This window comes from Streptomyces sp. CNB091, assembly GCF_000377965.1.
In genome coordinates this window covers 474,927-501,115 of sequence record NZ_KB898990.1, presented here as the reverse complement: position 1 = coordinate 501,115, position 26,189 = coordinate 474,927, and the positions used below count along the sequence as shown (strand labels likewise).

Here is a 26,189-nt window from a genome sequence, read left to right as displayed (position 1 = left end):
CATGTCACTGCCGCACGCGATTCTCACCGCTCTGCTGGAGAAGCCGTCCTCGGGTCTGGAACTGACCCGCAGGTTCGACCGGTCGATCGGCTACTTCTGGTCCTCGACGCACCAGCAGATCTATCGCGAGCTGGGAAAACTGGAGCAGGCCGGGCGGATCAGGGCGCTGCCCGCGGCGGCGCCGGCCCGGGGGCAGAAGAAGGAGTACGAGGTCCTGCCCGCGGGCCGCGAGGAACTGGCGGCCTGGGTGGCCCTCCCCGAGGATCCCCGGCCGGTCCGCGACCCGCTCCTGCTGCGGATGCGGGCGGCGGCGGTCGTCGGGGCGGACGGCATGGACACGGAGCTGCGTCGCCATCTCGCCCTGCACGAAAGGCAGTTGGCGGAGTACCGGGGGATCGAGGAGCGGAACTTCACCCCCGCGCCGACGACCGACGAGGACCGGCTGCGGTATCTCGTGCTGCGGGGCGGCATCGACCTGGAGACGTTCTGGATCAGCTGGCTGTCCCGGGCGATCGCCGACCTGGACGGCTGAGCGATCGGACCGGCCGGCCGGACGGCCCGCCGACGACTTCCGCTCCGCCGACCGCCGACCTCTTCCGCTCCGCGGCCGGTCAGCCGCTCGCGTGCGCGGGTACGGGTGCGGGTTCCGGGACGCCTGCCGGGGATGGGGTGTCCGCGCGCCGGGGGCTGCCGATGACGACCCTGGAGGGCACCTGCCCCTCCGGGACGGCGGCCTCGGGCGGGGCGGCCGGGTCCGTGTTCCGCGCCTGGGCCCGGCTGAGGAGGATCACCCCGCGCACGGCCGCCGCCGTGCCGAGGAGCGCGAGCACCAGGCTGACCGGCCCGCCCTGGAGGCGCTCGCCGAGGAGGGCCAGGCCGATCGCGGCGGCGGCGACCGGGTTGGCGAGGGTGACCACGGCGAGCGGGGCGCCGAGCCCGCCCCGGTACGCGGTCTGGGAGAGCAGCAGGCCGCCCATCGCGAAGGCGGAGACGAGCAGCGCCACCGTCAGCAGCCGCCAGCTGAACAGCGGGCCGCCGGAGTGGTCGGTGACCGCGACCGTGAGGGTCTGGGTGAGCGCGGAGGCGACCCCGGAGGTGATCCCGGAGGCCGCCGCGTGCCGCAGCCCCGGGCGGGCCCCGGGCCGGCCGAGTCCGGCGACGACCGCCATGGTCGCCGCGCCGACGCCCAGCGCCTCGGGAAGGCTGAGGGTCTCGTGGGGCGCGGAGCCGCCCGCGGTCAGGAGCAGCGCGCCGAGGCCGAGCAGGGTCAGGGCCGTGCCCCGCCACTCGACGCGGCCGACCCGGCGTCCGGCGGCGCGCGCCCCGAGCGGGACGGCCACGACTAGGGTGAGCGCGCCCAGCGGCTGGACCAGGGTGAGCGGGCCGAAGTTGAGCGCGGCGACGTGCAGCAGCGCGCCAGCGGCGTTGAGGCCGACCGCCGACCACCAGGCGCCCCGGCCCAGCAGCCGCAGGACTCCGGTGGACGGGTCGGTGCGGCCGGCGAGCCGGGACTGCGCCACGGCGGCGGCCGCGTAGGCGCCGGCCGAGACCAGGGAGAGCGCGACGGCGAGCAGCGTGGCGTTCATCGCACCGCTCCGGCCCGGGCGGGCGCCTGCGCTCCGGCATCCGCGCCGGTCACGGGCCCGGCGGCTCCGGAGCACGGCGACGGACCGGCCGCCACGAAGACCCCGGACACGGTGGCCGGCCCCGCGGAACCGGAGGACGGCGACGGACCGGCCGCCACGAAGGCCCTGGGCACGGTGGCGGGCCCGGCGGAACCGTAGGACGGCGACCGACCGGCCGCCGCGAAGACCCCGGACACGGTGGCCGACCCCGCGGACCCCGCCGGGACGGCCGACGCGAAGGCCCTGGACCCAGCGGCGCCCGCGTACGCCGGCACGGGAGACCCTTCACCACTCCCCCACGGGCCCGGCCGGGGCAGCCGCGCCGGGGCGGTCCGGGCGGACAGTGGCAGCCGGAAGACGGCGAGCGCGACGGCGAGCATGGCCCCGACGACGATCGCGTCGAGCCAGTAGTGGTTGGCCGTGCCCACGACCACGAGCAGGGTGAGAGCCGGGTGCAGCAGCCACAGGCCGCGCCACCGGGAACGAGTGGCGCCGATCAGGCCGACGGCGACCATCAGGGCCCAGCCGACGTGCAGCGAGGGCATCGCGGCGAACTGGTTCGCCATCGTGTCGGTCGCGGGCGTCTGTCCGTACACCGTCGGCCCGTAGACCTGGCCGGTGTCGACGAGTCCGGCGACCGGCAGCATCCGGGGCGGGGCGAGCGGGAACAGCAGGTGCAGGACCAGGGCGGCGGCGGTGAGCGCGGCGAGAACGCGGCGCGACCGCACGTAGTGGCGGGGGCGGCGCCAGTAGAGCCAGACAAGGAAGAGAGCCGTGGCGGGGAAGTGCACGGCGGCGTAGTAGGTGTTCGCCGCGTGGATCAGGGGCTGGCTGTGCAGCAGCAGCCCCTGGACCGCGCCCTCGCCGGGAAGGTGCAGGGCACGTTCAAGGTCCCATACGTTCCCCGCGTTGCGGAACGCCTCCTCCACATGACCGTTGGCGGCCTGGCGGCCGAACTTGTAGGCCAGGAAGAGTCCGGCCACGAGAAGGAACTCGCGGACGAGGGGCGGTCGGGCACGTATGTCCGGCTCCTGGTCCGTGGGCTCGGTGCGGGCGTAGGTCACCCGGTGCCCCCTTGGATGCGAAGCGGTGTCAGGACGGCCCGGTGAGCTCCACGCCGTATCGATACGCCAGTGTACCGATACGCCGACGTATCGGTACACGTGCGTATCGGTACACTGGCGTATCGAGAACCTCACCGCACCGCCGCAGGAGGTACAGCCCATGTCGTCGCCCGATTCCGCACAGGAGTCAGCCCTCACGTCCCGCCGGTCGAAGATCACCCCGGAGCGGGCGCAGGAGCTCTACGGGGCGGTGCTGGAGCTGTTGCGGGAGAGCGGTTACGAGTCGCTGACGATGGAGGGCGTGGCCTCGCGCACGCGGTGCGGCAAGTCGACGCTGTACCGGCAGTGGGGCTCCAAGCCTGAGCTGGTCGTGGCCGCGCTGCACGGCACCCGGCGGATGCGGCTCCCGAACATCGACACCGGGACGCTGGCCGGGGACCTGCTGGAGGCCGCACGGACGATCGGCGAGGCCTCGGGGAGCGACACCCCGCTGATGCACGCCCTCGGCCATGCGGCGCTCCAGAGCCCGGAGCTGCTGTGCGCGCTGCGCGAGGCGCTGATCCTGCCGGAGATCGCGGCGATCGACGCGATGGTCCGGCGGGGCCGGGAGCGCGGCGAGATCGCGGCGGACCTCGCGGGGGCCGAGTTCGTCGCGGCCCAGCTGCTCGGCGTGATGCGCGCCCGGCCGCTGTTGGAGGGGCGTTACGCCGACGCGGCGTATCTGACCAGGTTCGTGGAGATGGCGATCCTCCCGGGCCTCGGACTCACGGCGGGAGCGCCGGAGTCCTGACAGACGTGGACCGCCCGCCCCAGCGGATGGGGGCGGTCCACCCGCGCCGCACCGTGGGGACGGGGGCGGCGCACCGCCGGGCCGGCCGGTGACCTCCACGGAGGCCACCGGCCGCCCGTGTGTCCACACCTCTTCAACGGTCCGCCCCGATTTCCGGTCCGCCCACCCCCTGGATCACCTAACAATCGCTTGGTAGATTTCGCGTGGACGGTCCCGGAGTGATTCCCGGCCGGGCCCGCTGAAGGCGGCACCCCGGAACCAGAAGTGAAGGCGGACCATGGAGCAGCTCCACGCGATGGACTTCACCGGGCGTGCGGTGTTGATCACCGGCGGCACCAGGGGCCTGGGGGCCGCACTGGCGAGGACCTTCCTCGCGAGCGGCGCGGACGTCATGGTCTGCGGCCGCGGGGCGCCGGCCACCCTGCCGTCGACGGGCGGGCGCGAGGCCTCGTTCCGGGCCGCCGACCTGCGGGACCCCTCGGCGGCCGCGGATCTCGTCACCGCGACCGCCGAACGGTTCGGCCGACTGGACGTGCTCGTGAACAACGCCGGCGGCTCCCCGGACGCCGACGCGGCGACCGTATCGCCGCGCTTCGTCGAGAGAGTGGTCGCGCTCAACCTCCTCGCCCCCTTCTACACGGCCCAGGCGGCGAACCTGGTGATGCGGGAGCAGCCGGACGGCGGGTGCGTGATCAACATCGGCAGCGTCTCCGCCCACGACCCGCAGCCGGGCACCGCCGCCTACTCCGCCGCCAAGGCGGGCCTGCTCGGGCTGACCCGGGCACTGGCCCTCGAATGGGCGCCGCGGGTCCGGGTCAACCACATCACCGCGGGCCCCATCCGCACCGAGAACGCCACCGCACTGTACGACGACGGGGCCGCGGTGGCGGTGGCGGACATCGTCCCGATGGGACGACTGGCGGAACCGGACGACGTGGCGCGGGCCTGTCTCTGGCTGGCCTGCGACCTCTCCTCGTACGTCAACGGCGCCGATCTCGCCGTGCACGGGGGCGGCGAGATCCCGGCCAGGCATGCGGCCCGCCGGACCACACCCCCCTTTTCGTCACCTTGACTCTATTCACCCCTCCCCTTATCGTCGTACTGACGAAATCGAAGGGGTCCTCACCATGGCCGATATCACCCGGCGCTTCGGCTGGCGCCACCTGCGCTCCGCGCCCACCGCCCACATCCGCCACCACCACCGCGGCCGGCTCACCCACGACGGCCAGGGGCTCAGCTTCTGGTACCGGTCGCTGTCGGCGGCGCTCTCCGAAGTACCGGTCGACGACCGGGAGCTGGCCATGGCGTTCCACGCCCGTACGGCCGACTTCCAGGACGTCACCGTGCAGGCCACCGTCACCTACCGGATCAGTGATCCGGCCGAGGCGGCGAACCGGCTCGACTTCTCCGTGGACCCGGACACCGGGAGCTGGCGCGGCGCACCGCTGGAGCAGATCGCCACCCTCCTCACCGAGACCGCGCAGCAGCACACACTGGACGTACTGGCCCGCACCCCGCTCGCGGCGGCCCTGGTCGACGGCGTCGCCTCCGTACGCGAACGGGTCGCCACCGGACTCACCGCCGAGCCCCGCCTCCCGGCCACCGGCATCGACGTGGTGGCCGTGCGCGTCGTCGCGATCCGCCCCGAGGCCGAGGTCGAGCGCGCCCTGCGCACCCCGGCCCGCGAGCAGATCCAGCAGGAGGCGGACCGGGCCACCTACGAACGGCGGGCCGTGGCCGTCGAGCGCGAACGCGCCATCGCCGAGAACGAGCTGGCCAGCCAGATCGAACTGGCCCGGCGCGAGGAGCAGCTGGTCGACCAGCGCGGCACCAACGCGCGCCGCGAGGCCGAGGAGAAGGCCGCGGCCGACGGCGTACGGACCGAGGCGGAGGCGGCCCGCACGGTGCGCCTGGCCCGCGCGGAGGCCGAGGCGGCGCGCGAGACGGGCGCGGCGCGGGCCGAGGCCCAGGCCGCCTGGCTGCGGGTGCACGGCGAGGCCGATCCGGCCACGCTGCACGCCCTGGCGGCGACCCGGCTCGCGGAGAACCTGCCGCGCGTCGAGAGCATCACCCTCTCCCCCGACGTGCTCACCGGGCTGCTCGCCAAGCTCGGGCGCCCGGAAGGCGGGGCGGGCGCGTGAGCCTGGCGCCCCGGGCGGTGCTCGTCCACCGGCGGACGGAGTACGAGGAGCTGCTCGCCCGGCACGGGACGCACGGGCAGGCCGCGTTCTTCCTGTCCAGCCGGGGGCGCTCGATCGACGAGGTGGCCCGCCGCCACGAGGACAACCGGCGTGCGCTGCGGGAGGTGGCGGCGGCGGTGCCGCTCACCTGGCGCAGCTCCCGGGTGGAGCGGGCCGACCTGGACCGCTTCCTGTTCGCCCCGGAGGACGTGGTGGTCGTGGTCGGCCAGGACGGGCTGGTCGCCAACACCGCGAAGTACCTGTCCGGGCAGCCGGTCGTGGGCATCGACACCGACCCGGGGCGCAACCCCGGTGTCCTGGTCCGCCACCGGCACGCCGACGCGGCCGCCCTGCTGCGCGCCGCGACCGCCGGCGGCGGGAGCGCCGATGAGCTGACCATGGTCGAGGCCGTCGCCGACGACACGCAGCGCCTCCTCGCCCTCAACGAGATCTACCTCGGGCCGCCCGGCCACCAGACGGCCCGCTACCGCCTGGGCCCCGACGGCGAGAGCACCCCCGGGGAGGCGCAGGCCTCCTCCGGCGTGCTGGTCGGCACCGGCACGGGAGCCACCGGGTGGCTGCGCTCGCTGTGGCTGGAGCGCGGCGGCGCCCTGCCGCTGCCCGCGCCGTGCGACGCGCGCCTCCTGTGGTTCGTCCGCGAGGCCTGGCCCTCCCCCGCGACCGGAACGTCCAGGGTGGCGGGCGAACTGGGACGCGGGCAGGGGCTGCGGCTGACCGTCGAGTCGGACCGGGTCGTGGCCTTCGGGGACGGGATGGAGTCCGACGCCCTGGAGCTGACCTGGGGGCAGAGCGTACGGCTCGGCATCGCGGAGAGGTCGCTGCGCCTGGTGACATGAGCGCACCCGCGACCGCCGCCCGGGCCGCCCGGGTCGCCCGGGCCGCCCGAGTCGCTTCGCTACGGTGGTCCGGACCCGGCACCGAAGAGCGGAGAACCAGCACCATGTCAGCCGACCCTGTCACCGAGCCCGCCCGCAACACCCGCCCGCCCACGGCACAGGCGGCCCTCGGGGTCGGCGTGATCGTCGAGGACGGCCGGGGACGCGTACTGATGGGCCGGCACCACAGCGGTACGTGGGAGCTGCCGGGCGGGAAGGTCGACGCGACGCGCGAGTCGATCGCCGCGGCGGCCGCCCGGGAGCTGCGCGAGGAGACGGGCCTGATGGTCGACGAGGCAGCCGTGGACGTCGTCGCGATGGTCCACGACGTGATCGGCGGGATCAACCGCATCAGCATGGCGGCCGTCGTGCGGCTCGCCTCCGGCGTCCCCGAGGTGACCGAACCCCACCTGATCAGCACCTGGCGATGGACCGCGCCCGAGGAACTGCCGACTGCGCTGTTCGACCCGTCGGCCCAGATCCTCGCGGCCTGGCGACCGGAGCTGGGCATCACCCACCCGCCCGCGCATGTGCTGCGCATCGCCCCGGACGAGAACCGCGCCTGACGCACCGCTCCTCCGCCCGCGCACCTCTCCCCGTCTCACAGATGCGGCGCAATCGGACCCACTGTATGAATAAGGGACCATCCGTGCGATAGGGAGTAGGCCCATGGACGATTACCCGCTCCTGGACGTCTTTCTGACCATGCTGTACCTGTTCCTCTGGGTCATGTGGTTCTTCCTGCTGTTCAAGGTCGTCACCGACCTCTTCCGGGACCACTCGTTGAACGGCTGGGCCAAGGCGGGCTGGCTGGTCCTCGTCATCCTGCTGCCGTACGTGGGTGTGCTGATCTACCTCATCGCCCGCGGTCGCAGCATGCACGAACGCGACGAGAAGCTGGCCAAGGACTCGGAGGCGGCGTTCCGCAACTACGTGCGCGAAGCCGCGACGAGCCAGGGCGGATCCGGCGGCAGCGACCATGTGCAGGATCTGGCGAAACTCGCCGAGCTCAAGGACAAGGGCGCGCTCAACCCCGAGGAGTACGAGCGGGCCAAGGCGAAGCTGCTCGCCTGAGGCAGGGCTCCGGCCCTCGCCCGAGGCCGAGGGCCGGAGCCCTGCTCGCGTGTTCTATCGTGGGGTGACCTTCGAGGAAGAGCAGGCGTACATGAGGCGAGCGACGACCCCCGCGGCGGCCACCGTCGCGCTGCGCGGTCTGCTCGTGCTCCTGGTGGCCGTGGTCGGCCTGCTCTGTCTGGTCGGCCGGTCTGCGCCGCAGGAGGCGCTGCCGTCCGGCTCGATCTCCGTGGCGCAGGCGGCAGCGGCTACCGCCGTGCAGCCCTCGGCCGACGAGGGTTCCGCTCCGTGCGGCAAGAAACTGATGGTCGCCGAGGACGTCGCGCCGCGCTCCGACGCCGCTGCGGGGACCGCCCCGGCGGCCGGTTCGCCGCAGTGGACGGACGGGCCCGCGCCGGCGGCCGGTTCGGGCGCCTCGTTCTGCCGGGGCGGCCCGGCGCCACCTCATCCCGTCACCACCTTCTCCGTTCTGCGGATGTAGGCCGGCCCTCGCGGTCGCGTCCTTCATCTCTTCCATCCGGAAACGGAGATTTCCGCATGTCCTCTTCCCGGCGCTCCTGGAGCCGGGCGGGCGAGGCGCTGCGCGCGTGGCAGGCCAGGCAGTGGCTGGTGGCGGGGCTCGGCGCCCTGGCCACGGCCGTAGCCGTCGGCGTGCCCACCGATGTGGTGCCCACCCCCCTGTTCGGCCGCTCGGTCCCCGTGCAGTGGTGGAACTATCCCGCCCTCGCCCTCACCGCCGTCCTGGCCGGCCTCGTGCTGAGCACGTACGTCCGCCCGCCGGCCGCTTCCCCGGCCGCACCCCCGTCCACGCAGCCCCCCGGGACCGTCCGGGACGGCCGTATGGGGGCTCTCGGCGGGGTGCTGTCGTTCTTCGCCGTGGGCTGCCCCGTCTGCAACAAGCTCGTGCTCGTCCTCCTCGGGTCGTCCGGCGCGCTGAGCTACTGGGCCCCCCTGCAGCCGCTGTTCGCCGTCGCGTCCGTCGCGCTGCTCGCGGAAGCGGCGCTGCGGCGCCTCTCCACCCAGAGCCGGTGCCCGGTCACGGCTTCGGCCTGACGTCCGCGGCCACCCCCTCCTTCTTCCTCGCCCCTCTCATCCTCAGAGGCATCCCCATGACTGCATCACCCTCATCACCCTCCTCGCCGTCCTCCCCCTCCTCGCCGTCCCGCCGTGCCCGCCGAAAGACCTACGCGGCCGGAGCACTCCTCCTGGCGGCCGCGGCCACCGCCGCCTTCGCCCTCACACTCGACGGCTCCGACGGCTCCGACGACGAGCGCGATCGCGGCGCGCGGGGAGCCACCTCGGTGGAGTCCGGCTCCGCCGCCCCCGCTCCGGCCGACGAGAGTCTGCTCGCGCTCGCCCGCCGGGACGCCTCCGACGCGCTCGCGGTCGGCCGGGCCGACGCGCCGGTGGTGATGATCGAGTACTCGGACTTCCAGTGCCCCTTCTGCGGCCGGTTCGCCCGCGAGACCAAGCCGGAGCTGCTGCGGCCTTACGTCGACGAGGGCATCCTGCGCATCGAGTGGCGCAACTTCCCCGTCTTCGGCGAGGAGTCCCAGCAGGCCGCGCTGGCCGGGTGGGCCGCGGGCCGTCAGAAGAAGTTCTGGGAGTTCCACGACGTGGTCTACGCCGAGCCCCGGGAGCGCAATTCCGGCGAGTTCAGCGCTGACAGGCTGGCCGCCATGGCGCGCGAGGCCGGAGTGCCGGACCTCGCGAAGTTCCGCGCGGACATGGCTTCCGACCAGGCGCGCGAAGCCGTCGAGAAGGACCAGGACGAGGGATTCGGCCTGGGCGTCAGCAGTACTCCCGCGTTCCTCGTGAACGGCAAGCCCATTCTGGGAGCCCAGCCGACGGCCACTTTCAAGGACGCCGTCGAGGCGGCGGCGCGGTGAGCGACGTCGGCCTGGCCATGGCGTTCCTCGGGGGGCTGCTGGCCCTGCTCAGCCCGTGCAGCGCACTCCTGCTGCCGGCGTTCTTCGCGTACTCGTTCACCAGCCGAACGCGGCTTGTGGTGAGGACCGGCGTGTTCTACGCCGGTCTGTGCACGACGCTGGTCCCCCTCGGGGTTGCCGGTTCGTTCGCCAGCCGGCTCTTCTACGGGCACCGCGACGTCCTGATCGCGGTGGGAGGGTGGACGCTGATCATGCTCGGTGTCGCGCAGATCGCCGGCTTCGGGTTCGGCTCCCGGCGGCTGGCGCGGGCGGCGGGGAAGCGGCGCTCGGGATCGTCCCTGTCCGTGTTCGCCCTGGGGGCGGTGTACGGGCTGGCGGGCTTCTGCGCCGGACCGATCCTCGGCGGCATCCTGACGGTCGCCGCCGTGGACGGCGACCCCGTGCACGGTGGTGTACTGCTCGCGGTGTACGCCCTGGGAATGGCGGTGCCCGTCTTCGCCCTGGCTCTGCTGTGGGACCGGTTCGACCTCGGGCGCAGGCGCTGGCTGCGGGGCCGGGTGTTCAGGGTGGGTCCGCTGTCGCTGCACACCACGACGACCGTGGGCGGAGCCCTGTTCGTGGTCCTCGGAGTGGTCTTCCTGGCGTTCGACGGCACGTCGGCGCTGCCCTCACTGCTGAGCACCGAGACCGAGTTCGCGTGGGAGGAACGCCTGTCCGCGATCGGCGGGGCGGTCTCCGACCGGCTGCTGCTGTTGGTGCTGGCCGGAGTGGCCGCCCTCGGGGCCGCGGTCGTGCTCCTGCGCGGCACATCACGGCGGCGGGAGACGGAGGAGCGGGACGTAAAGGAGAAGGAGAAGGCGGTGGGGCCCGATACGGAGACGACGACAATCCACTGATGGTGACGGGACCTGCGCCACCGGGAGCGGCGATGCCTCTCCCGGTCGGCAGGCGATCGAACCATTTGTCCATGATGCTGGGAACTGTCACGGTTCATCTGTTATGCACTTCATGGAAGGTGGGCTGATCGTGCCCAGTGGTCTCCAAGCCGACACAGTCGGGCCGGTGGACGTCGCCGTCATCGCCTTCGAGGGCAACCGGTTCGACGGCCAGGTCGTTCCCGCACTGCGGGAACTGCAACAGAAGGAGACGGTGCGGATTCTCGATCTGGCCTTCGTCTCGAAGGCGTCGGACAGCTCGGTCACGGTGGTGGAACTCACCGATCCGGGGGTGGCCGAGACGCTGCGGCAGGTCACGGACGCCCAGTTCGACCTGCTCAGCGACGAGGACCTGCGGACCGTGTCCGACTCCCTGGGCAACGGGTCCTCCGCACTCGTCGTGGCCTGGGAGAACACGTGGGCGGCGCGGCTGGCGGCGGCGGTGCGGGGATCAGAGGGCGAGCTGGTGATGCTGGAACGCGTTCCGCGGGACGCCGTCGTCGACGCGATCGCATCACTCGACGGCAACTGACAGAGACGAAGGAGACGGCCAGTCATGCCTCAACGATTCGGACGGCCCGGCCTGCTGGGCACCATCGCCCGTACCGCGGTCATCTCGGGCACCGCCACCGCGGTCTCCAACCGGGTGGAGCGTCGCGACCTGCGGCGCCAGGGGGTTGCCCAGGCCCCGCAGATGCCGGCAGCAGCTCCCCCTCCCCCGGCGCCGGCGCCGGCGGGCACGGACCGGGTGTCCCAACTGACCCAGCTCGCCGACCTCAAGGCCCAGGGGCTGCTCACCGACGAGGAGTTCGCGACCGAGAAGGCCCGCATCCTGGGGTCCTGAACGGCCGTCCCGCGTCGGGCGCCAGAAGGTTTCGCAGGTGAACGGGCCGGCCCGGACCGTTCTCGGTCCGGGCCGACCCGTTCGGCTGCTCGTCGGTCTCCGGTGGCCCGGCCCTCAGCGGGCCTGTCCCGCGCCGACGTCTTCCCGGTCCGGTGTCGGGCCGGGAGGCAGGTCGGTTCCGGAGTCCCGCCGTACGGGAGGAGAGACCGGGTGGGCGCCCCGGTCGAAGGCGGCGCCGATGACGACCATGACGGCTCCGGCGACGAGGATGAGCGAGACGCCCCAGGTGGCGTTGGTCGCGCTGGCCCCGACGATGGCCAGGGCAGCCATCGGGGCGAGTCCGCCCGAGAGCGCGGCGCCGATCTCCCGCCCCGTGCCGACTCCACTGACCCGCACGTCCGGCGGGAACTGACGGGAGAGCAGAGAGCCTTGCGGGGCGAACATGGCCGGCGCCAGCAGACCCGTCGCGATGATCAGGCACAGCCAGATCAGGATCGAGCTTCCCGTGTCCAGCAGAACGAAGAACGGGAAGGCGAAGAGCGCCGAGGCGATACCACCGGCCGCCAGTACCCGGCGGCTGCCGAAGCGGTCGCTGGCCCAGCCGAAGATCGGCACGGTGACGAGGGCCGTGGCACTGGCCAGCGTGATCCCGAACGCCCCGACGCTCGCCGAGACGTTTTGGAAGTCCGAGAGGTAGGCCAGTGAGAAGGTCTTGAAGATGTAGCTGAGGGCGTTGTATCCCAACGAGACGGCCAGGACCACGAGAAGGCCGCGCCGCTCCTTGCGCAGCAGGGTGACGAACGGCAGCTGCGGGGCGGCGTCCCGCTCCTGCTTCTTCTGGCTGTCGTGGAAGTCGCGCGACTCCGGCACGCGGCGCCGGACCCACAGGCCGACGCCGGCCAGGGCGAAGCTCGCGACGAACGGGATGCGCCAGCCCCAGGACAGCAGCGCCTCCTCGTCCAGAGTCGTCAGCACCGTGACGGTCAACGACGACATCAGCAGCCCGAGGTTGAGCCCCAGGGCCGGCCAGGCGCCCTGGCGGCCGCGCCGGTTCTCGTCGGCATGCTCGTAGGCGACGACCGCCGCGCTGCTGTACTCGGCTCCGGCGCCGAGGCCCTGGAAGATGCGCAGGATCACCAGGGCGACGGGGGCCGCGAGTCCGGCGGTCCCGTACGTGGGAAGCAGCCCGATCAGCCCGGTGGAGACGCCCATCAGGACGAAGGTGATGATCAGCACGTTCCGCCGGCCGATGCGGTCCGCGAGGTGTCCGAACAGGATGCCGCCCAGCGGGCGGGCCAGGAATCCGGCCGCGAACGTCGCGAAGGCAGCCATCGTGCCGGTCGCGCCGTCGGTCTGCGGGAAGAAGATCTTGCCGAAGACCAGGGCGGCCATGGAGGCGTAGAGATAGAAGTCGTACCACTCCAGCGCGGAGCCCACGATGGTGGCGGTGGCCACGCGGCGGCGGGCGGTGGCAGGGGATGGTCCGGGGTCCTGCGTGTCTGTGTGCGGGGCGTTCGCCATGGGCTGTCCTCGATCACCGTTGAAGGAGAGGGGGGAAAGGGGAAGAGGGAAACGAAACGAAACGAAGGGAAGGGAAGGGAAGGGAAGGGAAGGCGGAGGCGGAGGCGGAGGCGGAGGCAGAGAGCGGGGCGGGGAGCGGTCAGGCCGCGGCGGACTCTTCCCGCACGGTCCGCGCGGACTCCTCGTGGCCGAGTTGCTCGAAGACGTCGGCCGCGATCCGGCCGCCGATGGGGAGACACGATGTGGCCGCGGGCGACGGCGCGTTGAGCACATGGACGGCGCGGGGGGTGCGGCTGATGACGAAGTCGTCGACCAGCCGCCCGTCCGCCGTGACCGCCTGCGCCCGTACGCCGCTTCCGTGCCGCCGCATGTCCCTGCTCTCGATCTCCGGGATCAGACGGCGGACGTCGCGGACGAACAGCGGCCAGATCAACGACCGGCCGATCTCGGTCACCCCGTGTCGCCAGAAGCGTCGCGCGAGACCGCGCAGGGCGGGGTCCCGCAGCAGCTCGCCCACCATGCGGGGGTCGACGTCGCGCCAGCGGTAGCCCTGACGGGCCAGCGCGGGCACGGCGTTGGGCCCCACATGGACCGAGCCGTCGAGCATGGGCGTGATGTGCACGCCGAGAAACGGCAGCTCGGGGTCGGGCACGGGGTACACCGGATTGTTGACCAGCCCCCGGCGACCGGGCCTGATCTCGGCGTACTCGCCGCGGAAGGGCATGATCCGTACCGTCGGGCGGTCACCGACGGCGGCCGCTACCTTGTCGCTGTGCAGGCCCGCGCAGTTGACCAGGATCCGGGCCCGGAGTTCCTCGCCGGGCGTGCGGATCACGGTACGGCCCTCGGCCTCGGCGAAGGAGAGGGCCGGTGACCGGGTGCGCAGGTCGGCGCCGAGTCCGGTCAGCTCGGCCGCCAGCGCGCGGCAGACCTGGCCGAAGTCGGTCATGGCGGTGTCGGCCACCGACAGTGCGGCCACCCCGGCGACATGCGGTTCCCGCTCGGCGAACTCGGCGCGGCTCAGCCGCTGTACGGTGACGCCGTTCGCCCGGCCGCGCTCCGCGAGTGCGTCCAGGCCGGGGAGTTGGGCCGTGGACGTGGCCACCACGAGCTTCCCGGTGCGCTTGACAGGTACCTCGTGCTGCTCGCAGTACCGGATCATCTCCTCGCCTCCGGCCCGGGCCAGCCGGGCCTTGAGGGAGCCGGGCGCGTAGTACAGGCCGCTGTGGATGACGTTGCTGTTGTGCCCGGACTGGTGGGCGCCCCAGTGCGCCTCCTTCTCCAGGACCGTGACGGACAGACCGGGCCGGGCCCGCAGCAGCGCCCGGGCCGTGGCGAGTCCGAGCAGCCCTCCCCCGATGACGGCGACATCTATGGCACGTGACATCCGACTGGCCTTTCTGGTGGCTCAGGTGGCTCTGATGGCTCTGATGGCTCTCTGACAACGCGAACAAGACACCGCAGCGGCTGTATACATTCGCTGCGAGAGAGGCGAATGTATACAGCCGCTGCGACAGTGCACAAGAGATAGAGTGAGACGGTGACCCGACCAGTCCGGCCCCCCAGCAGTACGAGGAACGGCGCCGCCGTCATCGCAGAACGGCTACGTACGTCCATCCGCGACGGCGAACTGCTCCCAGGCACCCGTCTGGTGCAGGAGAAGCTCGCGTCCGAGCTGAAGGTGAGCCGCATTCCGCTGCGCGAGGCCCTGCACACGCTGGCGGCCGAAGGTCTGATCGAGGTCCAGCCGCAGCGCGGCATGCTCGTGGCGGAGCTCAGCCACGGCGAGATCGCCGAACTCTTCGAACTGCGTCTGCAGATGGAACCGCCCCTGGCCGAAGAGATCGTGCGCGGCTGCCGCGACCGGGACATCGACGAACTCCAGGAGATCGCCGACGAGATGTGCCGCCGGGGTGCGGACGCCGCCGGCCGGGCCTCCCTCAACTACGAATTCCACCGGCGCGTCTACGCCCTGTCCGAACGACGGCTCACGCTGCGCTTCGTCGACCAACTGCTGCACCTCGTCGAGCCGTACAGCCGACGCTGGGTGCGCTCGGGTCACGACCTGGAGCGCATCGACGACGAGCACCAGCGCATGGTCGACGCGTTGCGCGACCGTGACGCGTCGGCACTACGCCACGTGATCGTCGCGCACGTCGAAGGCGCTCGCGATCACGTCATGGCCGCCCAGCAAAGACCGTGACCCCCGGCCCTCGGGTTCCGCGGGCCGGTTCGCCGGGTCAGGGAGGTGCTACGGGGTGACGATGGCGAAGTCGGGGTCGGGCGTGCCGAGATGGCCGAGGAGTGCGCTCAGGGCCCCGATGTCCCCGACGATCTCCACGTCCGGCCGTCCCGGCAGTTCGTCCGGCGGTACGACACCGAGCAGTACCCCCCGCAGGGTGGCTTCGTCGAGACCCACCGTGACGTCGGGTTCGGCGGCCGCCGGACCGGTGCCGGTCACATGGGTGAGCACGCCGTTGCGCAGCCGCAGTGTGAGGGGCTCGCTCCGGGGCAGTTTCCAGCGCACGGTGATGTCCGCGTCCCAGCTGCCCGGCCCGTCCACCCGGATGGCGAGGGCGTCGCAGAGCTGCTCAAGGGTCAGGGCCGCCAGCAGGTCGGGCGCGACGGTGGAGGTGGGGGTGCCGACGGAGCCATGGCGCAACTCCAGTGCGCCCATCAGGTAGAAGTTGCGCCACGTGCCGTTCTCACTGCCGTATCCGAGCTGTTCCAGCGCGTCGGCCTGCAGCTCCCGCGCCGCGGTGTCGCCCGGGTCGGCGAAGACCACATGGTTGACGACCTGGACCACCCAGCGGAAGTCGCCGTCGGCGTAGGAGCGGCGAGCACGCTTCAGCACCTCGTCCGCGCCGCCCATGAATTCCACGTACCGCCGGGCGGCCTCGGCGGGCGGGTGCTCCCACAGATGGGCCGGGTTGCCGTCGAACCAGCCCAGGTAACGCTGGTAGACCGCCTTGGTGTTGTGGCTCACGGATCCGTAGTAGCCGTGGGTGTGCCAGGCCCGTTCCAGGGCCGGGGGCATCACGATCTCCTCCGCGATCTCCGGTCCCGTCAGTCCCTGATTGAGCATGCGCAGGGTCTGGTCGTGCAGGTAGGCGTACACGTCGCGCTGTTCGGACAGGAACGCCAGGACGCGGTCGCGGCCCCAGACCGGCCAGTGGTGCGAGGCGAAGGCTACGTCGGAGGAGTCGACGAAGAGGTCGACCGATTCCGTCAGATACCGGGCCCAGACCCTGGGGTCGCGGACCTCCGCGCCCCGCAGGGTCAGCAGATTGTGCAGGTTGTGGGTGGCGTTCTCCGCCATGCACAGGGCCGCGTGGCCGGGGAAGTGGATGTTCAGCTCCGCCGGAGCCTCGGTGCCGGGGGTGAGCTGGAAGACCATCCGGATGCCGTCGACCGTCTCCGTCTGCCCGGAGCGGGTGATGTCCACGGTCGGGGGGATCAGGCCGACCGCGCCGGTGGAGAGGGTCTGGCCGAGACCGGCCCCGATCTGCCCGCGTGCGCTCCTGGGCAGGGCGGCGCCGTACATGTAGGCGGCACGGCGGTTCATGGCCGTGCCCGCGTAGACGTTCTCGCTGACGGCGTGCTCCAGGAAACCGTGCGGGGCGAGGACCGGGACGCCGTTCGCCACGTCCTCGTCGCCGATGACCCCCCTCACTCCGCCGAAGTGGTCGGCGTGGCTGTGGGTGTAGAGGACGCCGGTGACCGGCCGGTCACCGCGGTGCCCCCGGTACAGCGCGAGGCCGGCGGCGGCCGTCTCCGCGCACAGCAGCGGGTCGATGACCAGAATTCCGCGCTCGCCCTCGACGATCGTCATGTTCGACAGGTCGAAGCCGCGTACCTGGTAGATGCCCTCGGTCACCTTGAAGAGGCCGTGGTCGGAGCAGAGCCGACTCTGCCGCCACAGGCTCGGGTTGGCCGTGTCCGGGCACTCCTGGTCGAGGAATCCGTAGGCGCCCAGGTCCCACACCACGCGACCCTCGGCATTACGGATCACGTGCTCCTCGGCCGTACCCATGAAGCCGCGCCGCGCATCCTCAAGATCCTGGCCGTCGCCGAAGGGGTAGTTCCGCCGGACCGCCTCGTTCGCCTGCGCGACGGCCTGCTCGGCGGGCTTGGTGTCGGTGTTCCGAACCATCTCGAACTCCTTCGGGGCAGCGGACAGGGGCCCGGTCCGCCAGGACACGGCCAGTGCCAGCCTCACCCCGCGCATCCGTCGGCACGAGCGGGTGTAGGCCGTCCGGGGCACCGCCGCGGGCACCCGGCCGGTGCCCGCGGGAGAGGGGCCGCGCAGGGGTGAGTCTCGGCCGACCGGCCCTCCCACCGGCTCACCGCGGCGACGGCCGGCGGGTGTCGCCGTGGATGACGGGGTGTGGCCACTGTGTGATAATCGCGAGCGATCATTCATGTAACGCGCGGACAGGGTCCGGGGCCGTCCTGCGGGCACACCCCCCACCGGACCCTGCTTCCCCAGGGAGAGGACCGGCCCGATGGTGAACGAACAGGGGCCGGAGCCTACGGAGACTCCCTCGTCGTCCGACGAGCCGGCGGCGGGCACGACCGGAAAGCGGACGCCACCGGCGAGCACGGTGCAGATCGTGGACCACGCCCTGCTGGTGCTCAAGACGATCGCCGAGGCCGACCGGCCACGCGGGCTGCGTGAGCTGAGCCGGGACCTGGAGATCAGCAAGAGCTCCACCCAGCGGATTCTCGCCTCGTTGGAGCGCGTCGGGCTCGCCGTCGTCGACGAGAACTCCCGCAAGTACGTGATCGGGCCGGCCGCGCTCACCCTCGCCTGGCGACACGCCGCCAACAGCGACCTGGTGAGCGCCGCCTCCGAGGCGACGGCTCGCATCGCCGCGGCGACGGGAGAGACCGCGTGCGTCTCGGCCGTGGTGGACGGACGCCGGGTGACGGTGTACGAGGTGGAGAGTTCCCAGCCGCTCCGGCTGATCACGGGGGTCGGCAGGCCCTACTCCCTCTTCTCCGGCGCGACGGGTCGCGTACTGCTGTCGATGCTGCCCGAGGACCATCTGAAGCATCTGGTGGGCGAGCATGTCTCCGCGACCGGCGCGACGGACACGACGGAGATCGTCGACCGGGTCGCCGCCGCCCGCGACCGGGGTTACGCCTTCAGCCGCGGCGAGTGGATCATGGGCGGGTGCGGGGTGGCCGTGCCCATCGCGACCCAGGGCACCGTCACGGCGGCACTGAGCATCTACGGCCCCGAGGCGCGGCTCGCGGACCAGCGGATGGCCGACCTGGTCCCTCTCCTCCGGACGGCCGCGGCCCAGATCGCCATCCGCTGGCGCCAGCCCGCCTGATCCGCGCACTCCGATGCGTTTCCGCGGCGCGCCGGGCGGGTGGCGGCCTCCCGTCGGCAAGGCCGTGTGACGGCCGAGCCCTGTGCCGAGCCGGCGCGCCGACGTGGGACGCGCCCGGCCAGGTGGTGAGCTGGTCCCGGACGTGGCGCAACCCGTGGCGGTAGCGCTCAGATACGGCGGTCCGGGTGGGGCTATGCCTTTCCGAACTGGCATGTAGTGCCGACTCGCGACGAAGCGGCCGCCGTACTCCGGGGGCCCGCAGTGCCGCACCCACTACGAAGCTGTACTCCCGGAAGCTGAGGTGCCCGTGGGTACCCGTCTGACGGGAGTTACGAGGTAGCCCTTGCCGTCATGGTCGAGGGTCGTACTTTGCTTCTTTCCCGCCTGGACCCAGTTGATCGTAATGGTGAATCTGACCTCATCTCTCCTCGTCACGAACTCCAAAGAGAGCACTTCCGGATCGCCGGATGAGACCTTGTACGGGAACCCAGGCACCTCGTCGTCGTCCTTGCTCTTGGAGCGCACCAGCGTGGGATTTTCCTTATCCAGGTTCACAGAGAATGCGCGGACCTTTTGGGCGCTCACGCATTTCCCGACAGCCACGGGTGGCACTTGTCGCGACAGGACGTTTACCTGGGCACTTGTGATGATGATCGGCTCCTTCGCCTCCGATTGCAACGTTACCGTCACCGTGGCTGGGCTGATCACGCCTGGCATACGGGGCTTACTCTCCTCGGGAGCCAACGACGCCTTAGCGAGGACCGGTACTAGAATTTCACTCTTCCAGAAGACCCTGCCGCCAGAAGCTTCTCTATCCTCGGAGTTCTCGGCACCGCTTTCACGGCTGGCTTCCCGCCTTGTCCTGACGCGCCTGCTCCTGTTTGCTGAGGGGCTCTCGGCAGGATCGTTCGAGAGTTCAGCGGAAAGCGGGCCCGCCTGATCTTGTACGCCATCCGTCCTCTCATTGTTCTGAGTCCGGTGGTCCACATGCGATTGACCCGCAGTCTCCGCGTGTGGCTGGCGACTGCCTTCACCCCGCAGACGGCCCTGTTCCACGTCGTCCCCCATGCGTCCTCCTGCCGCCAACCCGTTTGCGCCGCCGGGCTCCTCGCCACTTGGCGACCGGAGCAGAGTGGGCGGCACCGCTATGGCCACTTATATGCCCCATCGGGCCGACGGGAACCCGATGGCTTCCGAGGCCGGAGGTTGCGCGCGGACGGCGCTGAAGACGTCGACGCGGTCACCCTCGAAGCCGGGCCGGCAGTCGTGGTGCAGCCGCTGTCCGGGACCGTATTCGCGGACCGGCTGCACCTGGTGGAGCAGTGACACAGCGGCGGGCGCATCACGTGGAACCCGATCACCGAGGGGTCTCTCGCGGGGACATGACCGCCCAGGCGCAGATCCGCGAACAAACAGGGGCACCACTCAGGCCCGACCCCGGAAGCCGCTACCGGGCGCCAGCGGATGACGTCCCGCCCGCGCTGACGGCCCCGATTGAACGGCCCCGCGTGGGCGAAGCGCGGACAGGACGCAAAGTGCATCAACAGCACGAGAAACTGGTCCGCGCTCTGGCCGATCAGCATGCTCTCACCGTCGCCCGGGACCACGACGAGCGTGTTCCGGACGAGGCGTTCGACGTCCTTATGGAACGCGCGCAGACGCTGATGGCGTACGAGAAGCAGATACCGACCCTCCTGGCCGAACCGGAGCGGGCACGCAGCAAGAAGATCATCTTCTGGTCCTGGCGGGCCCAGAGCGTGGCGGCGATCGCACTGATCACCGCCTTCCGCCTGCTGGGGTACCCGGACGACTGGTACGCCCCGGTCGTGCCCCCTGGTGGCCGCCTTCTCCGACTGGCCACTCAAGGCGACCGTGAAGAACCACCTCGCCCGCCGCACCGCATCCGTCGCCTTGCCACGGTGGAGGCGCTGCTCGTCCCGGCCCCCGCCAGGGGTGACTTTGCACGCCGCAGTGCTCGGCGGCAGGGCCGTTTACTCCTATGTTCCCATAAGGTAACTTAGCTCACTAAAGCTACGATTCGCCCAAATAGCCCTTTGCGTTCACGGTCAAGGAGTGGCGTCGGTACCAGGAGAGTTCCGGGCCTTCCTCCGGCGTGGCCGCATGCACGCGGGCTGTCTGCGGCCTTGGTGAGGTTCGGTCACCAGCAGTTCCGCAGTGTCACAGAGCCCGCCCCGGGCGCCGGCTCCACGACTTTCTGGAGGACCACGTGAAGAAGAAGGTCGCCGACCGCTCAGCCAAGCCCGTCGTCGAGCCCTCGTTCTCGCCGGTTTCGTATTTCTGGCGGCTGTCCCGTCTGCTGCCCGTGGTCCTGCTGCTCGTCGGGATCGTCTTCCAGTTCCTCACGCCCCTCCGTCTCAACGGTTCGCCGTTCTTCGTGGCCGCGCCGCTGGTCGCTGCACCGATCTTCAGCCTGGGCAGAACTGTCGCCTTCGGAGGTGCGGCCTTCGTCTCCGCCGCCACGCTCCGGTTCGTGGCGGACATCAGGGGAGAGGACTCCGTCGTGCAGAGCATGGCGCCGCAGCTCACCACGATCGCCTTCGCCACGGCCATCGCCGCGCTGGTGAACGTCTTGGTGCGCCTGCACAGTGAGCAGCTCACCTCTGCACACGAGGTGGCCGAGGCCGCCCAGCGCGCCGTCCTGCCCACTCCGTCCAAGCATGTGGCAGGGCTGCATGTGGCCGCCCGGTACCAGGCAGCCCAGCGCGAGGCGCTGATCGGCGGCGACCTCTACGGCGCCCGCTCCACCCCTCATGGCATTCGCCTGGTGATGGGCGATGTCCGGGGAAAGGGCATGGGCGCCATCGAGACCGTCTCCGTCGTCCTCGGGGCCTTCCGGGAAGCCTCGGAACAGGAGGAGACACTGTCCGGGGTGGCACGGCGGCTCGAGGGGGCTCTCGTGCGGGACCGCGCGGACCGAGACAACAGCGATGAGGAAACGTTTGTCACCTGCGTCCTCGCGGAAATCCCCACCGGCCACCAGGTCGTGCACCTCCTCAACTGCGGCCACCCCGCGCCACTGCTCCTCGGCGGAGACGGAAGCGTCACCCCCCTCATGCCGAGCACGTTCCGGCTGCCACTGGGCCTACTCGAACTCGCCCCGTCACCCGGCCGGCACGACACCTGGGAGTTTCCCCCGGACAGCACACTGCTCCTGTACACCGATGGCCTCTCCGAGACCCGGGACGCGACCGGAACCTTCTACGACCCGGCAGCCAGGCTGACCGGCCGGACATTCCCGACCCCCGCCCGACTGCTCAGCAACCTTGTCGACGACGTACAAGACTTCAGCGGCGGACTCACCGAAGACGACATGGCCCTGCTCGCTGTGCACCGGCCCCCCACCGATGCCCGGCAAGGCGATAACGCAGCAGACAGGGCTTCACCGACCGCCCGCTGACCTCACACCGGCCGAAGTCGCCGGCAGGACTCTTTTGTGCTGTATCAGCCGGTCGGCCAGGAGCGCGGCAGCCATGGCGGCCCGGGCGGCCGCAGGAGCCCCTGACTGCGGGCACTGAACTTGTCCCACCTGTTTCAAGCGGGCCGGATTTGAGCAGGTCGAGCCAGGAGGTGCGGCGGCGGGTGAGCCGGGGTGAATCCGGCCCCAGCTATGGGCAGTGGTCGCGAAGAAGACCACGAAGAAGACGGCAGCGAAGAAGCGCAGTGCTTCCCGACCCACTCCACCGCGCTGTCGAGGATCGAGCCGATGCTCGCGACGACCGACGGGGTGGTGATGCAGCCGTGAGCGGACAGCCTGTCGAGTTCGAGGCCGATCATCCGGTCGTAGCAGCCGAGGTCGAACAGCGTCAGCGCCTCCGTCACACCGGCCGCGATCCATTCATCACGCCGGCGGGGCAGGGTGGTGGCGGAACAGAGACGGTCGGCTGCGCGCTCGTATCCACAGCCGAAGACCAGGACCTGCACCAGACGGTCGAAAACCACCGCGTCACTGATGCGTGGATTGTGGCAGCCCCACGGATGGCGGTCCTCGCGGGCGGGCAGCGAGGCAAGGACCTGGCCGCAGATCGGGGAAAAATGCATGATGGGACGGCAGGCATGGATCCCCCGGTGGTCATGAAGGGTAGAGAACTCCACGTACGCCTGCCGACGCGTGAGGTCGGCGGTCTATAGATCACTCTGCGCTACACGCCACCTGGCCGTAGTTATACGAGAACAGGGTCCTGAGTCCTGCGGGTTCACGCAAACTGAGGGGTTCTTGGTGGCAACCCAAGGGTCGGTCGCCGCGCTTCACGGTGCTGGTGCCGCGAGTTTGACTCCGACTCACGACCACGCCGCTTCCTGGCTCTCTGGGCGGCCGAGAGAGTAAGCGGGTCAGCCAAGAGGGTGGCCGTAGCGCAACTTGTTGAGGGCGGCCCCGCCGGTGGTGTCCACCGCTGCCGCGCCGTCGGGGCGCCAACCGGCGGCCTCGTAGAAGCGCCGGGCTCGTTCGTTGTCTTCGAGTACCCACAAGACGGCCTTTGCGTAGTCCGCCTGCCTGAGAGTCATCAACGCTGCCGCCATCAACTGCTTTCCGATCCCAGCGCCCCAGACCTCGGGCACCGCGTAGAGCGTGCCGATTTCCGCGGTGGCAGAGATCTCCTCAGACGCGCTGAAACTTGCGAACCCGACGATCCCGGCCTCGGTTTCCGCTACCAGCAGTCCCGACGATGGCCACTGTGCCGCTGCGATACGTGACTTCCAGCCGGACTCTTCGTGGCTTGGGTCCATGGTGTCGAGGTAGTGCTGCGGAACAAGACCGGCAAAGGCCACCTGCCAGGAGCGCACGTGGACACCAGCGACCGCCGAGGCGTCATCAGGCCCTGCCTGTCGAATCCGCATGGCCGTCATTCTTCAAGGCTTCGCGCTCCGGGCCAAGTTCTTTTGCTGAGGGCACTCTTGAGTGCTCGGCTGCCTGTTCCAGCAGTGCCCGCGCCGAGTCCGCGCAGCGGATGGCGGTCTTCTCGTCGATGCCGAGGACGAGCGCGAGGTGGAGCGGGTCGGCGCCGTGGGTGAGGGCCTCTTCGAGCTGTCGGTCGACGCGGAGCCGTTCCCGGGTGGCGGTGAGGTTGCGGGTGGCCCGGGTGGTCCAGAGTTTGCCTGCCGGGCCGAGTTCGACGGCGGTCTTCTGGGTGATCAGGAGGTGAGGGTTGGCCGTGTTCGGCCAGCGGTTGCGGCGATGGTCGAGCCGGTCAAGGACCGCACGGCGGGTGAGGTCGTCGAGTGGGCGGACGTGACCGTCGACGGCGATGCGCCTGTTGCCCAGGCCGACGTCCTCCAAGTACATGGTGCGGATCATCTTCGGCCGTGCCGCGTGGACGGCGGCCAGGGCGACGATGAGCCGGATGTCCGGGGGTGGCGATGGCTTCGTCGATGTCCGCCTGGACGAGGGCTTGGAGGACGCCGCCGGTCTTTCAGGGGACACGGATGCGGATCGTGGGGTTGCGGAAGGTCTGGCCGCTCTTCTTCGCGTGTCGGAACGGTGACCGCAGGGCGACGATCCGGCTCTCGCGTTGCTTGCCGGTGACAGCGTCCCGGACCGCGATGATGTCTTCCCGGGTGACCTCTCGCAGGTGGTCGTAGCGGCTGGACCAGCAGCTTGCAGAGCACCCCAAGGAGACAGAACACCCTGGCCACGGGGGTAAGGGCTCAGCGGGACTCAGAGGAACTCACGGGATGTCGCACATCCAGGCGCCACCGCGCCCAGCCGCTCCCCCCGCGAACTGCCCGCCGGGCTGACGACTGACGGCTGACGGCTGACGGCTGACGGCTGACGGGAATCGTCCGGCGCAGGTCCTCGCAGGTCCTTGCAAGCCCACGCAGGCCCACGCAACCCCGCGCACGCCCATGTGGAGGCCTGCGCTCCGCCGCGCCGCCATCGCACGTCCAGCGGCACCTCTTCGAGCCAAAAACCTACCCATTGACCTGACCAAAACGTGTGGGTACATTGTCCCAAACAATCTGGTCCACTGTCCCAGATCGTTCGACGAGACCGCCGACCTCGGCTGATCGCCAGGAAACGCGGGACCTTTGCCGCTGTACGGGCGACGTTCGCGCAGCAAGAATCCATGCACCATTTCAAGCCACTGCGAGCTCGCTCTACGCCTCACCCTTTCCGTATCTACAGCCCATTTCAGGAGAAATGCCTTATGATGCTCGGCTGGCGTGCACGAATCGGACAGATCCGCCCGGCGACCGCGATCGAAGGCGCGGAGGAATGGCGCTCGGTCGCGCCCACCGGAGTGGCCTTCGCCGACGCCCGGACCATCGTTCCCCGCGTCGACGCCGAGGGCCTGCGCGAGATGATGAGCCAGGTACTCGAAGCCTCCCGGCAACTCGCCACCGCGAAGGTGGACCTGATCGTGCAGTGCGGCGCGCCCGGCACCTTCATCCCGGGCCCCGGCACCGACGAGAAGGTCACGGACGAGATCAAGGCCGAGACCGGGATCCCGGCGATCACCATGATGCAGGCGACCGTCGACGCCCTGCGCGCCGTCGGCGCCACCTCCGTCGCCGTCGGCAGCATCTATACCGACGAGGTCAACGAGGCGCTGCGCGCGTACCTCACCGCCGTCGGCTTCGAGGTGCCGGTGATGGAGGGGCTCCAGATGACCGACCCCTACGAGGCCAGCGTCCACGACGCGGACAGTGCCTACCGGCTCGGTCGCAGGCTGCACAAGGCCGCCCCCGACGCCGACGCGCTGCTGATCTCCTGCGGCACCTACCGGACCTTCGAGATCCTGCCCTACCTCGAAATGGACACCGGCCGCCCGGTGGTGACCAGCAATCAGGCGTCTCTCTGGAGCGCCCTGCGCACCCTGGGCCTCCGCGACGAGATCCCCGAGCTCGGCCGCCTCGGCCGCGAGGTCTGACCCCGGACCGAACGCACCACCGCACGGCGGTGGCACCGCCCACCGCACCCCACCGCACCCCACCGTCCACACCGAGTCGTACGGCCGGGCCGTCATCGCCCGGACCACGCGGCTCACCTGCGAAGAGGAAAGCACGTGCTGGTAGACGCATTGCAGTTCGTCAAGCCCGCCCGCGAGCGTTTCGAGGAGTGGCACGCCGCCGGAATAGCCGGCGTCCACGCCACCGTCGCCATCTGGGAGGACTCCACCGAGACCATGCGCGAGGTCGGCCGCTGGCAGCGGCTGCTCGCGGAGAACCCCGACCTCCTCACGGAGGGCCGTACCGCCGACGACGTCCGCGCGGCCGGGAACGACGGCCGTACCGCCGTCATCCTCGGATTCCAGAACAGCAGCCCCTTCGAGGACGACCTCGACCTGGTCGGAGCCTTCCACCAGGCGGGGGTACGGATCTGCCAACTCACCTACAACACCCAGAACTCCGCCGGCGCGGGCTGCTGGGAGAGCGACGACGCCGGCCTCTCCCGCACCTACGGAGTCAACCTGATCCGGGAGATGAACCGGGTGGGCATGCTCATCGATGTCTCCCACTGCAACGAGCGCACCTCCCTGGAAGCCCTGGAGGCGTCCGAACGACCCGTGGCGATCACGCACGCCAACCCCCGGGCTTTCGTGGGCGAGAACGTCGAGCTGGCCTTCCGCAACAAGTCCGACACGGTCCTCAAGAAGGCGGCCGAGTCCGGCGGCGTCGTGGGTCTGAGCATGTACCCGCGCATCGCTCCCAGCGGTGTCGGCTGCACCGTCGACGAATTCTGCGACATGGTCGCCTACACCGTCGACCTCGTCGGCGTCGACCACGTCGGACTCGGCTCCGACTACTACGCCGGCCAGGGCGACGAGGAACTCCACTGGTGGCGGCAGGGGCGCTGGAGCCGCAAGCCCATGGTCCCCATCTCCGGACCGGTCGAGTTCCCCGAATGGTTCGCCGCGGGCAGTGGTTACGCCACCGTCCTGGAGCACCTGTGCAAGCGCGGGTTCAGCGAGAGCGAGGTCGAGCGGATCGCCGGCGGCAACTGGCTGCGTCTGTTCGACGCCGGCTTCGTGGCCGATCCCCGTAACTGACGGCCGCCGAGAAGACGGCGTGGACA

Annotated in this window: 27 protein-coding genes and 2 pseudogenes; 19 read left to right on the top strand and 10 right to left on the bottom strand. The window is 70.9% G+C overall.

Annotated features, from left to right (window positions below):
• Position 1 precedes the first annotated feature (1 nt).
• Positions 2-532, top strand: a complete 531-nt coding sequence (locus D581_RS0102100; RefSeq protein ID WP_020679162.1) for a PadR family transcriptional regulator — start codon at positions 2-4, stop codon at positions 530-532.
• A 79-nt stretch (positions 533-611) separates the two neighbouring features.
• On the opposite strand, the gene D581_RS0102095 is transcribed toward D581_RS0102100, so the two are convergent.
• Together D581_RS0102095 and D581_RS0102090 are read right to left on the bottom strand one after the other, a co-directional pair.
• Positions 612-1,586, bottom strand: coding sequence for a DMT family protein (locus tag D581_RS0102095; RefSeq protein WP_018955571.1), 975 nt, complete (start codon positions 1,584-1,586; stop codon positions 612-614).
• 283 nt (positions 1,587-1,869) lie between these two features.
• Positions 1,870-2,689: pseudogene (locus D581_RS0102090) on the bottom strand (phosphatase PAP2 family protein); the annotation flags it as partial.
• 160 nt (positions 2,690-2,849) lie between these two features.
• Here D581_RS0102090 and D581_RS0102085 point away from each other — a divergent pair.
• The 12 genes from D581_RS0102085 to D581_RS0102030 all read left to right on the top strand — a co-directional run bounded on the left by D581_RS0102085 (position 2,850) and on the right by D581_RS0102030 (position 11,297).
• Positions 2,850-3,479: a TetR/AcrR family transcriptional regulator gene (locus tag D581_RS0102085; RefSeq protein WP_018955569.1), complete on the top strand. Its 630-nt coding sequence runs from the start codon at positions 2,850-2,852 to the stop codon at positions 3,477-3,479.
• Positions 3,480-3,756: 277 nt separating this feature from the next.
• Positions 3,757-4,551, top strand: a complete 795-nt coding sequence (locus tag D581_RS0102080; RefSeq protein WP_018955568.1) for an SDR family oxidoreductase — start codon at positions 3,757-3,759, stop codon at positions 4,549-4,551.
• 55 nt (positions 4,552-4,606) lie between these two features.
• The gene (locus D581_RS0102075; protein ID WP_018955567.1) at positions 4,607-5,620 is read left to right on the top strand and encodes an SPFH domain-containing protein; all 1,014 of its coding nucleotides are present in this window, start codon (positions 4,607-4,609) and stop codon (positions 5,618-5,620) included.
• Positions 5,617-6,516, top strand: coding sequence for a hypothetical protein (locus D581_RS0102070; RefSeq protein WP_018955566.1), 900 nt, complete (start codon positions 5,617-5,619; stop codon positions 6,514-6,516). The genes D581_RS0102075 and D581_RS0102070 overlap by 4 nt, the downstream gene beginning before the upstream one ends.
• A gap of 104 nt (positions 6,517-6,620) precedes the next feature.
• Positions 6,621-7,121, top strand: coding sequence for an NUDIX domain-containing protein (locus D581_RS0102065; RefSeq protein WP_018955565.1), 501 nt, complete (start codon positions 6,621-6,623; stop codon positions 7,119-7,121).
• A 103-nt stretch (positions 7,122-7,224) separates the two neighbouring features.
• On the top strand, positions 7,225-7,629 hold the full coding sequence (locus tag D581_RS0102060; protein WP_018955564.1) for an SHOCT domain-containing protein: 405 nt from the start codon (positions 7,225-7,227) through the stop codon (positions 7,627-7,629).
• Between the two features lie 64 nt (positions 7,630-7,693).
• A complete protein-coding gene (locus D581_RS0102055) occupies positions 7,694-8,110 on the top strand; it encodes a hypothetical protein (protein WP_018955563.1) in 417 nt (138 codons plus the stop codon).
• 56 nt (positions 8,111-8,166) lie between these two features.
• Complete coding sequence (locus tag D581_RS0102050; RefSeq protein ID WP_018955562.1) at positions 8,167-8,682, top strand: hypothetical protein; 516 nt, start codon at positions 8,167-8,169, stop codon at positions 8,680-8,682.
• 56 nt (positions 8,683-8,738) lie between these two features.
• Positions 8,739-9,518 (top strand): thioredoxin domain-containing protein, encoded by a 780-nt coding sequence (locus D581_RS0102045; protein ID WP_026290104.1) that lies wholly within the window; start codon positions 8,739-8,741, stop codon positions 9,516-9,518.
• Positions 9,515-10,414, top strand: coding sequence for a cytochrome c biogenesis CcdA family protein (locus tag D581_RS0102040; RefSeq protein ID WP_018955560.1), 900 nt, complete (start codon positions 9,515-9,517; stop codon positions 10,412-10,414). The genes D581_RS0102045 and D581_RS0102040 overlap by 4 nt, the downstream gene beginning before the upstream one ends.
• A gap of 166 nt (positions 10,415-10,580) precedes the next feature.
• Positions 10,581-10,985 (top strand): DUF6325 family protein, encoded by a 405-nt coding sequence (locus D581_RS0102035; protein ID WP_032752501.1) that lies wholly within the window; start codon positions 10,581-10,583, stop codon positions 10,983-10,985.
• Between the two features lie 24 nt (positions 10,986-11,009).
• Positions 11,010-11,297 carry an SHOCT domain-containing protein gene (locus tag D581_RS0102030; RefSeq protein ID WP_018955558.1) on the top strand — a complete coding sequence of 96 codons (288 nt, stop codon included), beginning with the start codon at positions 11,010-11,012 and terminating at the stop codon, positions 11,295-11,297.
• A 114-nt stretch (positions 11,298-11,411) separates the two neighbouring features.
• Here D581_RS0102030 and D581_RS0102025 read toward each other — a convergent pair whose 3' ends face one another.
• Positions 11,412-12,818, bottom strand: coding sequence for an MFS transporter (locus D581_RS0102025; RefSeq protein WP_026290102.1), 1,407 nt, complete (start codon positions 12,816-12,818; stop codon positions 11,412-11,414).
• A 139-nt stretch (positions 12,819-12,957) separates the two neighbouring features.
• Positions 12,958-14,205, bottom strand: coding sequence for an L-2-hydroxyglutarate oxidase (lhgO, locus tag D581_RS0102020; protein WP_018955556.1), 1,248 nt, complete (start codon positions 14,203-14,205; stop codon positions 12,958-12,960).
• Between the two features lie 153 nt (positions 14,206-14,358).
• Between lhgO and D581_RS0102015 the strand changes: the two genes are divergently transcribed.
• Positions 14,359-15,021, top strand: a complete 663-nt coding sequence (locus D581_RS0102015) for a GntR family transcriptional regulator (protein WP_026290101.1) — start codon at positions 14,359-14,361, stop codon at positions 15,019-15,021.
• Between the two features lie 48 nt (positions 15,022-15,069).
• Here D581_RS0102015 and D581_RS0102010 read toward each other — a convergent pair whose 3' ends face one another.
• Positions 15,070-16,971 carry an alkyl sulfatase dimerization domain-containing protein gene (locus D581_RS0102010; RefSeq protein ID WP_026290100.1) on the bottom strand — a complete coding sequence of 634 codons (1,902 nt, stop codon included), beginning with the start codon at positions 16,969-16,971 and terminating at the stop codon, positions 15,070-15,072.
• A gap of 352 nt (positions 16,972-17,323) precedes the next feature.
• On the opposite strand from D581_RS0102010, the gene D581_RS0102005 reads away from it, so the two are divergent.
• Positions 17,324-18,157, top strand: a complete 834-nt coding sequence (locus D581_RS0102005; RefSeq protein ID WP_018955553.1) for an IclR family transcriptional regulator — start codon at positions 17,324-17,326, stop codon at positions 18,155-18,157.
• A gap of 273 nt (positions 18,158-18,430) precedes the next feature.
• Here the strand turns inward: D581_RS0102005 and D581_RS1000000141180 are convergent, their stop codons facing one another.
• Positions 18,431-19,225, bottom strand: coding sequence for a hypothetical protein (locus D581_RS1000000141180; protein ID WP_158688572.1), 795 nt, complete (start codon positions 19,223-19,225; stop codon positions 18,431-18,433).
• Between the two features lie 314 nt (positions 19,226-19,539).
• Here D581_RS1000000141180 and D581_RS0101995 point away from each other — a divergent pair, with 314 nt between their 5' ends.
• On the top strand, positions 19,540-20,178 hold the full coding sequence (locus tag D581_RS0101995; RefSeq protein ID WP_158688571.1) for a hypothetical protein: 639 nt from the start codon (positions 19,540-19,542) through the stop codon (positions 20,176-20,178).
• Between the two features lie 206 nt (positions 20,179-20,384).
• Complete coding sequence (locus D581_RS0101990; RefSeq protein ID WP_018955550.1) at positions 20,385-21,575, top strand: PP2C family protein-serine/threonine phosphatase; 1,191 nt, start codon at positions 20,385-20,387, stop codon at positions 21,573-21,575.
• A 329-nt stretch (positions 21,576-21,904) separates the two neighbouring features.
• Here the strand turns inward: D581_RS0101990 and D581_RS1000000139245 are convergent.
• The 4 genes and pseudogenes from D581_RS1000000139245 to D581_RS1000000141175 form a co-directional block, all read right to left on the bottom strand.
• Positions 21,905-22,233, bottom strand: a pseudogene (locus D581_RS1000000139245) (IS5/IS1182 family transposase); the annotation flags it as partial.
• Positions 22,234-22,507: 274 nt separating this feature from the next.
• Positions 22,508-23,014: a GNAT family N-acetyltransferase gene (locus D581_RS0101980; RefSeq protein WP_026290098.1), complete on the bottom strand. Its 507-nt coding sequence runs from the start codon at positions 23,012-23,014 to the stop codon at positions 22,508-22,510.
• A complete protein-coding gene (locus D581_RS1000000138910) occupies positions 22,989-23,597 on the bottom strand; it encodes a hypothetical protein (protein ID WP_158688570.1) in 609 nt (202 codons plus the stop codon). The genes D581_RS0101980 and D581_RS1000000138910 overlap by 26 nt, the downstream gene beginning before the upstream one ends.
• Entirely contained in the window at positions 23,587-23,787 is a 201-nt protein-coding gene (locus D581_RS1000000141175) for a hypothetical protein (RefSeq protein ID WP_158688569.1), read from the bottom strand. Before D581_RS1000000141175 ends, D581_RS1000000138910 begins: the two co-directional genes overlap by 11 nt.
• A 534-nt stretch (positions 23,788-24,321) precedes the next feature.
• Here D581_RS1000000141175 and D581_RS0101965 point away from each other — a divergent pair.
• Positions 24,322-25,044: a maleate cis-trans isomerase family protein gene (locus tag D581_RS0101965; RefSeq protein ID WP_018955545.1), complete on the top strand. Its 723-nt coding sequence runs from the start codon at positions 24,322-24,324 to the stop codon at positions 25,042-25,044.
• 135 nt (positions 25,045-25,179) lie between these two features.
• Complete coding sequence (locus tag D581_RS0101960; protein WP_026290097.1) at positions 25,180-26,163, top strand: membrane dipeptidase; 984 nt, start codon at positions 25,180-25,182, stop codon at positions 26,161-26,163.
• Positions 26,164-26,189 lie beyond the last annotated feature (26 nt).

Coding starts and splice junctions, on each gene's coding strand:
- D581_RS0101980 (WP_026290098.1), bottom strand. CDS start 23,014: ATGCGGATTCGACAGGCAGGGCCTGATGACGCCTCGGCGGTCGCTGGT.
- D581_RS0102030 (WP_018955558.1), top strand. CDS start 11,010: ATGCCTCAACGATTCGGACGGCCCGGCCTGCTGGGCACCATCGCCCGT.
- D581_RS0102095 (WP_018955571.1), bottom strand. CDS start 1,586: ATGAACGCCACGCTGCTCGCCGTCGCGCTCTCCCTGGTCTCGGCCGGC.
- lhgO (WP_018955556.1), bottom strand. CDS start 14,205: ATGTCACGTGCCATAGATGTCGCCGTCATCGGGGGAGGGCTGCTCGGA.
- D581_RS0102045 (WP_026290104.1), top strand. CDS start 8,739: ATGACTGCATCACCCTCATCACCCTCCTCGCCGTCCTCCCCCTCCTCG.
- D581_RS0102005 (WP_018955553.1), top strand. CDS start 17,324: ATGGTGAACGAACAGGGGCCGGAGCCTACGGAGACTCCCTCGTCGTCC.
- D581_RS0102050 (WP_018955562.1), top strand. CDS start 8,167: ATGTCCTCTTCCCGGCGCTCCTGGAGCCGGGCGGGCGAGGCGCTGCGC.
- D581_RS0102060 (WP_018955564.1), top strand. CDS start 7,225: ATGGACGATTACCCGCTCCTGGACGTCTTTCTGACCATGCTGTACCTG.
- D581_RS0102100 (WP_020679162.1), top strand. CDS start 2: ATGTCACTGCCGCACGCGATTCTCACCGCTCTGCTGGAGAAGCCGTCC.
- D581_RS0102010 (WP_026290100.1), bottom strand. CDS start 16,971: ATGGTTCGGAACACCGACACCAAGCCCGCCGAGCAGGCCGTCGCGCAG.
- D581_RS0102025 (WP_026290102.1), bottom strand. CDS start 12,818: ATGGCGAACGCCCCGCACACAGACACGCAGGACCCCGGACCATCCCCT.
- D581_RS0102085 (WP_018955569.1), top strand. CDS start 2,850: ATGTCGTCGCCCGATTCCGCACAGGAGTCAGCCCTCACGTCCCGCCGG.
- D581_RS1000000141180 (WP_158688572.1), bottom strand. CDS start 19,225: ATGGGGGACGACGTGGAACAGGGCCGTCTGCGGGGTGAAGGCAGTCGC.
- D581_RS0102080 (WP_018955568.1), top strand. CDS start 3,757: ATGGAGCAGCTCCACGCGATGGACTTCACCGGGCGTGCGGTGTTGATC.
- D581_RS0101965 (WP_018955545.1), top strand. CDS start 24,322: ATGATGCTCGGCTGGCGTGCACGAATCGGACAGATCCGCCCGGCGACC.
- D581_RS0102065 (WP_018955565.1), top strand. CDS start 6,621: ATGTCAGCCGACCCTGTCACCGAGCCCGCCCGCAACACCCGCCCGCCC.
- D581_RS0101995 (WP_158688571.1), top strand. CDS start 19,540: ATGACCGCCCAGGCGCAGATCCGCGAACAAACAGGGGCACCACTCAGG.
- D581_RS0102075 (WP_018955567.1), top strand. CDS start 4,607: ATGGCCGATATCACCCGGCGCTTCGGCTGGCGCCACCTGCGCTCCGCG.